Here is a 9711-nt window from a genome sequence, read left to right as displayed (position 1 = left end):
CCCAACTTGCGCGCAAGGACGCCGCTGTGGCCATCGCCGCAGCACACAGCGAGGGTTTCCCGGCGCACACGATCATTTTCCTCGACCAGGAAGAGGGAGGGATTCTGCTGGATGAGCAAGCCGCTTACCTGCTCGCGTGGACGGAGGCGGTGGCGTCCAGTGACTATCGTCCCGGCGTCTACGCCAGTGGCCAACCCGTTCCTAATGGCCCCGGCCAGACCATCACAACCATTGAGGACATCCGCGGGCACGTCATCAAAAATCACCTGCATCCAATCGCCATGTTCGATGCGCAGGATACTTGCCCGCCCGCGCCGGGATGCACTGTGAATGCGAAGCCGCTGTCGAGCGCCGGCGTGATCACGCTCAGTCCGGGCGGCGAGCTGGTCGCGTGGCAATACTCGCAGTCGCCGCGCCGGCCGGAGCTGACACAGGCCTGTAGCAGCACCTACGCTGCTGACGGTAACTGCTATGCTCCCGGGGTTCCCACGGTTTTGCTCGACATGGATCTGGCCAATAGCGCTGACCCCTCGCACGGCCGCTAGAGCGCCGGCTCGATGAGCGCTTCCTGGTCGAGGTTCGCAACGGCGCGTCCCTCGCGGCGATCGCGCAAGGCGAGGAACGGTCGCTCAATGGTTACGTAGAAGAGAGCAGCGGCCGCGAGACAACTTACCACGAGAACGCCGACTGTCTTCCAATCACGCGCGTCCATCACCTTCGGAAGCCAGAGCACATCCAGATGCGCGATCTCCTTATGCGTGAGGTACAAGCTGTACGCGAGGGTAGCAACCAGCCTGGCGCCGGGTATGCGCACTCTTCCAAACCACGATCGCCTGTCGGCTGCAGCCATCACCAGCATGGCCAGCGCGATGGCCATCAGCGGAAACCCAATCACGGTGCCGGTGGGACCGAGGCGATCGGCAAAGATCCAAAGGGTAAGGGCCATCAGCGCGATGCCACCGCCGAGCAGCCAGTTTGCCCGCTTGAGGATCGCAGACCACCAGCCCGGGCGAAATATTCGCATCAGCGCCAGCGCCACGCCTGCCAGCAACCCGTCGAGCCGCGTATAGGTCGGATAGTAGATGCGTTCAATGTAACGCACACTGAAATCGTCGCTATCGCGGCCCATCGGCAGAAGAACATGGAAGTACTCGTAGCTGCGAATCGCGAGGCCGAGCGCGACGAAGAACGCCAGGACGGTGATGGTCTTCCAGGCCGCAGCTCTCCGCGATAGGACGAGCACGATCAAGGGCAGCAGCAGATAGAAGTGCTCTTCCACGCACAGCGACCAGACGTGCGAGAAGGCGTGGTTGACGGAGTAGTCGACGAAGAAGTTTTCGGTGAAGGTGAGGAACTGCCACAGCGGGGAGATTCCCGGGGCCTCACGCCACAGCGGCCAGAAGACATAGAGCGCCAGCACGACCAGATACGCCGGCAGGATCCGATAGGCGCGCTTGCGATAGAAATCAAGCAGCGAAATGCCTCGACCGTCACGCACGCCCTTAAGCAGTTGCGACCCAATCAGATAACCGCTGAGCACGAAAAACAAGTCCACGCCCATCCACCCGTAGCGCTCAACGGGACCGACTATGTCGGGTAGCAGACCATCCAGATGGAAGGCCATGACCACGATGATGGCCAGCGCGCGGAGAGTATCTAATCCCGGAAGCCGATTGGGGCCAGGAAGCCGGTTATTCGAGAATAAATTTGCAGTCAAGATGCGTTTGGTCACGTCGGAGTGGGGGTTTCGGGTGTTATAAGACTACAATTAGGTTAATGGCCTCCGCCCCAAACCTTCTTTCATCTGACGCCCCGGACCATAAGCGTTACTTCCTGACCCATCTCGGACTCACCGAGCGGCTTCTGGAACGCTGCCTCGGAGAGGCGCTTTCGGCAGGTGGCGAGTTCGCCGATCTTTACTTCGAAGCGGTCACCTCGACATCGCTGGGTATGGACGAAGGCATCGTCAAGACCGCTGCGCAAGGCATCAGCGTGGGCTGCGGGATTCGCGTTTTATCCGGCGAGCGGACCGGCTACGCCTACACTGACGACCTCAGCCCCGAGCGCCTGCTGAAGGCCGCGCGCACAGCGGCACTCATTGCCAACGGCCCGCAAACCCAGCGTGTGCAGGGCTTTAACGAGACGCGAACACCTTCGCTCTACCCTGTTACGGGCGTGACCGCGGACGCTGAGATCGCTGAGAAGCTCAAGCTGATCGAGCGCGCCAACAAGGCGGCCCGCGACTACGATTCCCGTATCACGCAGGTTAGGGCTTCGATTAATGACGAGCTGCGCCGGATTTTGATCGCTGCCTCCGATGGCACGTACGCCTCGGATACCCAGCCGCTAGCTCGCCTCAATGTCGCGGTCATTGCTAAAGACGCGACCAACACCGCGCGAGGCACCAGCGGCGGTGGCGGACGCATCACACTCGATTTCTTTGAGGGGAATAAGTCTCCTGAGCATTTTGCACGCGAGGCTGCGCGAACGGCCATCCTGCAGCTTGGCGCGATCGCGGCTCCGGCTGGCGAGATGGAAGTTGTGCTCGGACCGGGCTGGCCCGGCGTCCTCCTCCACGAAGCTGTCGGCCATGGCCTCGAAGCAGATTTCAATCGCAAGAAAACTTCAGCGTTTGCCGGACTCATCGGGCAGCAGGTTGCGTCATCGAAGGTGACGGTGGTCGACAACGGCCGCATGCCGGGCCGGCGTGGCTCCATCAACGTGGACGATGAAGGCAATGCCACGCAGGAGACGGTACTGATCGAGAAGGGGATCTTGCGCGGCTATCTGTCGGACAAGCTCAGCTCGCGCCTGATGGACATGCCGAACACCGGCAGCGGACGCCGCGAGAGCTATCAGTCAATCCCCATGCCGCGCATGACGAATACCTACATGCTGAACGGCGAGGATGAGCCCGGCGACATTTTGAAGTCGGTGAAGCGTGGTCTGTACGCTGTGAACTTTGGCGGCGGCCAGGTAGATATTACGAGCGGCAAATTTGTCTTTACGGCGAGTGAGGCGTACCTGATTGAGGACGGCGTCGTAACCGCGCCGGTCAAGGGCGCAACGCTGATCGGCAACGGGCCCGAAGCGCTGAAGTATGTATCGATGGTTGGCAATGATCTGGCGCTCGACGAAGGGGTCGGCACGTGTGGTAAGGCCGGCCAAAGCGTTCCTGTCGGAGTTGGCATGCCGACGATCAAGCTGGACCGCATGACGGTAGGCGGCACGGGTCACTAAGAATTTTTCGACTTAGAACTGCACACAGGACCAGAACTTCCCACGCACTCTCAACCGCAACAAGAAGGAAGACTATGGCTACCAAAGTTGCAATCACTCCTGAGAAGCTTTACGAGTGCGAAGTGAAACGCCGCCGCGTGCGCGCGGGCGGGGGCTATGAACCGTTCTGGAAGGTGAAGACTGTCGCCGATGCGATCCTCGATGGCGACACCGAGTTTCGCTGCAAGGAGTGCCACGGCCCGCTGAAGCTGCACAAGCGCCACACGCCTGGTGCTGTCTCGCACGTTGAGCACAAGCTGAAGAGCGACTCCGAGCACTGCCCGGTTGGCGCACGCTTCCATGCGGCCGCGGATGGCCGCGCAACCCGCTTGTCTGGTACGCCGGTAGCCTAAGCGGCTACGGGGCTGATGGGCGCTTGAGGAGATCACGTTGAGCACGACCGCAAACGCAGCGTACGCCACCGATCTGAAGCAGCTTGCCGAGCAGGCCGTCGCACGCGCTCTGGCGCTCGGCGCCACGGACGCCGAAGTGGTGGCCGTGGAGAGCGAAGAGTTCCACGTCAATGTGCGGCTCGGGCAGGTCGAGCAGCTAACCGAGTCGGGTTCGCGCGCGCTTGGTCTGCGAGTCCTGTTTGCTGAAGGCACAGGAAGCCGCACGGCCAGCACCTCCACCAGCGACCTCTCGCCTGAGGGGGTCACGCGCATCATCGAGTCGGCTGTACAACTCGCGCGCGTCACCGGCGTCGATCCCTTCGCTGGGCTTCCTGAGCGCGAGGCCTTCGGCTCCAATGATGTCGCCGCGCTGGCACTTTATTTCAATGATGTAGACGCGATCACGCCTGCCGAGCGCATCGAGATTGCTCGTGGCTGCGAAGCCGCTGCCATGGCGTATGACACGCGCATCCAGAACTCGTCGGGCGCAGACTTCGACGCCAGCACGCTGCGTCGTTTCATGACCAACTCGCGTGGATTCTCGGGCGAGTATCGCAGCAGTTACTGCGGCTTTTCGGTTACGCCGATCGCGCAAGATGCGAGCGGCGCCATGCAGCGCGACTTCTGGTACTCCTCGGCACGCACGGCGAAGTTGCTCGAAAGCCCTGAAGCCATTGGTCGGATCGCGGCGCAGCGCGCGCTTCGCCGGCTCGGCGCGCGGCCGGTTCCAACGCAACGCTGCCCCGTCGTGTTCGCGCCAGAAGTTGCGCGTGGCCTGATGGGAAACCTGCTGGCCGCTGCGGATGGCGACTCGATCTACAGAAATTCGAGCATGTTCTCCGGGAAGCTCGGCGAGCAGGTCGCGGGCGAGAACATCACGATGATCGACGACGGCACGATGGTCTTTGATCATGATTTAGAGGACGGGACGCACTTGCGCGTCGGAGGCTTCGGCACCTCGCCCTTCGACGGCGACGGCTTGCCAACGCGCCGCACAGTGGTGATCGAGCGCGGGGTCCTCAAGCACCTCATGCTGAACACCTACACTGCGCGCAAGCTCAATATGCAATCGACGGGCAAGGCCTCGCGCGGGCTGGCCGGCGCTCCCGGGATTGGTGGCGGCAATTATTTTCTAGAACCCGGCGTGCTTACGCCTGAGCAGGTGATCGGCGGCGTTTCCTCCGGGCTATATGTTCTGCAGACGATGGGCCACGGTGTGAACCTGGTCACCGGGGACTACTCTGTCGGCGCGAGTGGCCTGTGGATCGAGAATGGCGAGCTTGCCTACCCGGTCGAGCAGATCACGATCGCCGGCAATCTGAAAGACATCTTCCGCAACGTGGTCGCCATCGGCAACGATTTGGAATTCCGCGGCTCGGGCGCTGTACCGACAGTGCGCGTCGATGGCATGACGGTCGCCGGCAGTTAACTCCGCGTAACCTCTAAAATCCCGCAACGCGTCGAGAGTCCCGCAACCCGGCTAGAATCCAAGCTGTGGCCGTGCCCTTCGCTTTCGAACGCCGAGCAGAGTTCCTCCCCGAGAGCTCCGACGAGCTGCTGCGCAGCATTCCAGCGGCGCCTGGCGTCTTCGCATTGCGCGGCGCCGATCCTGCTGCCGAGCCCTACCTCACGCGCGCTGCAGACCTTCGTCGGCGATTGCGCCGGCTGCTAGCGCCCCCCGAGGTGCTCGATGAAAATGGCCACCCGGTGCCTTCGAAACGCCTGAATCTGCGTGCGCGGATTCATTGGATCGAGTGGACACGCACCGGCTCTGATTTTGAATCGACGCTCTTGCTCTATCGCGCCGCACGCTCTGCTTTTGGTCCCGAGGAAGCGCGGAAGCGGCTGCGGTTGCATGCGCCGTATGTCCTGCGCATCACGATGTCGCATCCGCATCCGCGTGTTTATTCCACCAATCGCCTCAGCAGGAAATCCCTCGGCGAATCCTTCGGTCCCTTCCATTCGCGCGCTGCCGCCGAACGAACTTGCGACGCCGTACTCGACCTCTTCCTGCTGCGCCGATGCTATGAAGATCTCGAACCTTATCCCGAGCACCCCGGCTGCGTGTATGGCGAGATGAACAAGTGCATGCAGCCATGCAAAGAGGGCAACCCGCAGGCCTGCACTCCCGAACAGTACGCGCGCGAGGCGCAGAGGGTCTTTGATTTCTTCCTCACCCGGGGGCAATCCCTGCTGGACGAAATCGGCGCCAAGCGCGACGCTGCCAGCGAAGCAATGGACTTCGAAGGCGCGGCCGCGCTGCATAAGCAGTGGGAGAAAGTCCGCGCAGCCTCGCTTCTTGCCGACGAGCTTGTTCGCCCCATCGACCAATTGCGCGCGCTGATCCTGCAGGAGGCCGCGCCGCTCGAGGATGAGCCGCGACCGGAAGCAGCCGCCGTCTTTCTCTTCGAGCACGGCCAGCTTTGCGGACCGGAGCGACTCTCAACGCTGGGGGTTCGCGCTGTTCGCGAGCAGACCGCCGTCGGCAGCAGTCTGTTCGCGCAGCCACTGATGCTCGCGCCGGTACCGCTCGAGTCCGAGCCTGAGGCTGCCGCACCCACTCTCTTGACGCCCGAAGATCGCGCCCGCGCTGCCATCGACGCGCTCGCCATGCACACCGAATCCACACCGGACATGGCCGAGTTCTGCGATTATCTCTCGCTACTCCGCCGCTGGTATTACCGACCGGAAAAGCAGCGCTCTGGCGAAGTTTTACTTCCGAATCCAGATGGCTCCTGGCCGATCCGCCGCCTCCTCAACGGAGCCGCACGCGTGGCGCTAGGGCCTCCCGCCCCAGTTGCACCTGCCGACCGCGAGGCCGCAAAAGCTCTGAAGACCAAGATCATCCATGCGGGCCGTGAGGGTGTCGAGCGCGAAGTTCCCGTGCTTCCGAAGCGCAGCCGTACGCGCAAAGCTGTCACGCCGGATGAGATCCTCTAGATCTCTTCCAGGAATCTGCCGATCAATTGTTCTGCTGACGTCAGTCGCTCAAACCTCGCATCCATCTCCACGTAAGCGCTCCCAAACTCCTCGCGAAAACGTTCAAAGTCTTGCAACGAGTCCCACCGGTCGAGGGTCACATAGCGGAGTGGATCTGCGGCATCGCGCAGCAACGTCGTGCCGCGAAAACCTTGTGCCCGCCGGAATAGCTCGGCCCAATCGCCAGCCGGACCATAGGCCGCGACGAACGCGTCCACATGCCGCTGCTCCACCGTGAACTGCCAGGCAATCGTATACACCGCCTCAGCATACGACAGGCGCGCCCACGCTGCTAAACTGAACTCCTGATGATTGAACTGGCATTTTCCATCCTGGCCGCAGACTTTGCGCATCTGGCCGACGAGATCGGCCGCGCGACCGCCGGCGGCGGCACCATCGTCCACGTCGACGTCATGGACGGCCACTTTGTCCCCAACATTACGTTCGGGCCGCCGGTCGTCAAGGCTATTCGGCCGGTCACCAGCCTGCCGCTCGATTGCCACCTGATGATCGAGAACCCCGACGAATTCATCCCAGCCTTTGCCGAGGCGGGCGCCGACATGGTGTCGGTCCAGGTCGAGGCCTGCCGCCATCTGAACCGTACGCTGCAGCTGATTCGGGACCACGGCATGCTTCCGGGCGTGGTGATCAACCCTGCCACGCCGGTCGAGATGCTCTCGGAAGTCCTTTCGATGGTGCATCATGTGCTGGTGATGAGCGTGAATCCGGGCTTTGGCGGCCAAAAGTTTCTCCCGCGTTCGGTCGAGCGGATTGCGCACCTGCGCCGCCTTCGCCACGAGCTGGGCCTGAATTATCGGATCGAAGTTGACGGCGGGATCGCTCACGATACGGTGGCGAGTGTCGTCGAAGCAGGAGCGGACATGCTCGTCGCCGGGTCCGCCATCTTTCAACCAGGCAAGACTGAGGAGAACGCCCGCGACTTCCTGCGCGTAGCCCGCGCGGCAAGCTAAACAGCAAACGAAGAAACCGACCCCACGGATGCGGTCCTGGCACTTCGCCAGATAGAATAGAGACTGGTCTTGACGCCGCCGCAGGGAAGATGGAATTGGTGGTATCCACCGCACAATGGATGGAATTCGCGGCCACGCCGCAGAGCAGATGGAGTTTTGATGGGCATGAAGATTCGCAGTTTTTCCCCCAGCAACCAGATGGGCCTGCTCGCGGGCCTCGCGGTTGCTGCGCTATTGGCTGGAACCCCCGCGCTGAAGGCGCAGGACGCGACCACGGCATCGCCCGTTGACCAGAACGCCCAGACTACGCCGACAACGACAGCCCCGCCCGCGCAGGCTGACGTCACGCTGAGCAACACGCCGGTCAAGAAGAAGAAGCCCAAGATCGCCAAGTCCGAGCGCGTCGTGGCGACCAAGGACACCAAGGCCGAGCAGAAGAAGGAAGCCAAGTACAACCCGCTGATCGGCAAGGATCAGCAGCTGCCGGATAAGCAGCTGTATGACAAGGCCGTGGCGCAGATTGCCAGCGGCCACTACGATATTGGCCGCCTCGACCTCCAGACCCTGCTCGATACCTATCCTGACTCGCAGTACATGATGCGCGCCAAGCTCGCAGTTGCGGACGCCTGGTACAAGGAGGGCGGCAGCGCAGCGCTCACTGAAGCTGAGCAGGAATATCGCGACTTCATCACCTTCTTCCCCAACGTGCCCGAAGCCGCGGAAGCGCAGCTGCGCATCGGCGACATTTACTTCAAGCAGATGGACGTTCCGGACCGCGACTACTCCAAGGCGACGCATGCTGAGGCGGAATACCGCACCATGCTCAAGCAGTATCCGGATGCGCCGAAGCCGATTCTCGACGACGCCCGTCAGAAGCTTCGCGAGGTCCAGGAGGTTCTGGCCGATCGTGAAGCCGATCTGGGCGCTTTCTACGCGACCCACGCCAACTGGCCCGCCTCGATCGCGCGCTACCAGACGGTGGTGGATACCTACCCGTTGTATAGCCACATGGACGATGTGCTGATCGGCATTGGTGATGCGTACGAGGCGGAAGCAGCCGTGGTCCGCAGCGAGGTTGTCTGCACCAAGAAGCTACCGCCCGGAACCCGCTGCCTTCCTGAAGGCGCCAAGGGACGCCTGCTGGAGGACTACGACAGCAAGGCTGCCGAGGATTACCGTCGCGTCGTGCTGTACCACTCCGCTGCTCCTCACGTGGAGGATGCTAAAGAGCGCCTCACCGGCATGAACTTGCCGATTCCTACTCCCACCAAGGAACAGGAAGCGTTGAGCGAGGAGCTTGAAAGCAGCCGCGCGCAGTACAACCTGCAGAAGCGCATCGAACTTCTCTTCCTTCGCGAGCCGGATACCGTTACCGCAGCTCGAATGGGCATGCCAACGCTTCAGGATCCGACGCCGACTACGGCGCCCGTGGTCATGAAGGAGTTGATGGCGGACTACAGGGACGCCTTCGATCCGAATCCTGGCGCCAAGCAGCCCGTGGCGGCCGCTTCTACACCGGCGGCGGGCGGCGAGAAAGAAACCTCCGCAGCACCGGCGGCACCCGCAACGGCTGCGGCACCCACGCTTGAAGATGTACCCAGCGAGAGCGGCGGGGCAGCAGCAGATAACGCTGACAAGACCGTCACTGTGGTTGAGCCTGGATCCACACCGACCCCGAGCGACTCCGGCACCGGTATCGGCGCGGAAGTCGTAACCCCCGGCAGCGAAGCTCCTGCAACCGGCACGGGGGCCAGCGACCGGCCCGCCGCCACCGGCGCCCAGGATCCAAACTACGGTCTGCCCATGCCTAAGGCGGCGAACACAGCGTTGCCGCCAGTCGAAAAGGCTGCGGATGCTCCCGATCAGGTGAATGAGGCGGAAGGCCACACAACCGCTCCGGGCGCGACACCCCCTCCCCCCACGGCCAATGGCAAGAAGAAGAAGACCAAGGCCCCCAAGGAAGACAAGAACGACGAGAGCTCCAGCAAGAAGAAGCCCAAGAAGGGTCTGGATAAGCTGAACCCGTTCTAGTCGATACCATTTGGTCTGCTGTTGTCTCTTATGCGTAAAGCCCTCTATAGAAGAGGGCT

General features: G+C 62.2%; 9 protein-coding genes. 7 read left to right on the top strand and 2 right to left on the bottom strand.

What is annotated here, in order from left to right:
• The coding region (locus GSQ80_RS21100; protein WP_158789624.1) for a glycoside hydrolase domain-containing protein at window positions 1-545 on the top strand (545 nt) is incomplete at its 5' end.
• Here the strand turns inward: GSQ80_RS21100 and GSQ80_RS21095 are convergent.
• Window positions 542-1717 (bottom strand): acyltransferase, encoded by a 1176-nt coding sequence (locus GSQ80_RS21095; RefSeq protein ID WP_254059832.1) that lies wholly within the window; start codon window positions 1715-1717, stop codon window positions 542-544. The two genes, GSQ80_RS21100 and GSQ80_RS21095, sit on opposite strands and share 4 nt — an antisense overlap.
• A gap of 59 nt (window positions 1718-1776) precedes the next feature.
• On the opposite strand from GSQ80_RS21095, the gene tldD reads away from it, so the two are divergent.
• The 4 genes from tldD (at window position 1777) to GSQ80_RS21075 (ending at window position 6611) form a co-directional block, all read left to right on the top strand.
• Complete coding sequence (gene tldD / locus GSQ80_RS21090; protein WP_158789623.1) at window positions 1777-3240, top strand: metalloprotease TldD; 1464 nt, start codon at window positions 1777-1779, stop codon at window positions 3238-3240.
• 74 nt (window positions 3241-3314) lie between these two features.
• A complete protein-coding gene (locus tag GSQ80_RS21085; protein ID WP_158789622.1) occupies window positions 3315-3632 on the top strand; it encodes a hypothetical protein in 318 nt (105 codons plus the stop codon).
• Between the two features lie 37 nt (window positions 3633-3669).
• A complete protein-coding gene (locus GSQ80_RS21080) occupies window positions 3670-5100 on the top strand; it encodes a TldD/PmbA family protein (RefSeq protein WP_158789621.1) in 1431 nt (476 codons plus the stop codon).
• A gap of 71 nt (window positions 5101-5171) precedes the next feature.
• Window positions 5172-6611 (top strand): excinuclease ABC subunit C, encoded by a 1440-nt coding sequence (locus GSQ80_RS21075; RefSeq protein ID WP_254059831.1) that lies wholly within the window; start codon window positions 5172-5174, stop codon window positions 6609-6611.
• On the opposite strand, the gene GSQ80_RS21070 is transcribed toward GSQ80_RS21075, so the two are convergent.
• Window positions 6608-6910 (bottom strand): antibiotic biosynthesis monooxygenase, encoded by a 303-nt coding sequence (locus tag GSQ80_RS21070; protein WP_158789619.1) that lies wholly within the window; start codon window positions 6908-6910, stop codon window positions 6608-6610. The two genes, GSQ80_RS21075 and GSQ80_RS21070, sit on opposite strands and share 4 nt — an antisense overlap.
• 48 nt (window positions 6911-6958) lie before the next feature.
• Between GSQ80_RS21070 and rpe the strand changes: the two genes are divergently transcribed.
• Together rpe and bamD are read left to right on the top strand one after the other, a co-directional pair.
• Window positions 6959-7621, top strand: coding sequence for a ribulose-phosphate 3-epimerase (rpe, locus tag GSQ80_RS21065; RefSeq protein WP_158789618.1), 663 nt, complete (start codon window positions 6959-6961; stop codon window positions 7619-7621).
• A gap of 165 nt (window positions 7622-7786) precedes the next feature.
• The gene (gene bamD, locus GSQ80_RS21060; RefSeq protein ID WP_158789617.1) at window positions 7787-9652 is read left to right on the top strand and encodes an outer membrane protein assembly factor BamD; all 1866 of its coding nucleotides are present in this window, start codon (window positions 7787-7789) and stop codon (window positions 9650-9652) included.
• Window positions 9653-9711 lie beyond the last annotated feature (59 nt).

This window comes from Granulicella sp. L46, assembly GCF_009765785.1.
Lineage (GTDB): Bacteria > Acidobacteriota > Terriglobia > Terriglobales > Acidobacteriaceae > Granulicella.
Note: the sequence above shows the minus strand (reverse complement) of the source record. Positions and strands in the feature narration are given on the sequence as shown.

Bases quoted from the DNA above. Each gene is read 5' to 3' on its own strand.
- tldD (WP_158789623.1), top strand. From the start codon at position 1,777: ATGGCCTCCGCCCCAAACCTTCTTTCATCTGACGCCCCGGACCATAAG.
- GSQ80_RS21085 (WP_158789622.1), top strand. From the start codon at position 3,315: ATGGCTACCAAAGTTGCAATCACTCCTGAGAAGCTTTACGAGTGCGAA.
- rpe (WP_158789618.1), top strand. From the start codon at position 6,959: ATGATTGAACTGGCATTTTCCATCCTGGCCGCAGACTTTGCGCATCTG.
- bamD (WP_158789617.1), top strand. From the start codon at position 7,787: ATGAAGATTCGCAGTTTTTCCCCCAGCAACCAGATGGGCCTGCTCGCG.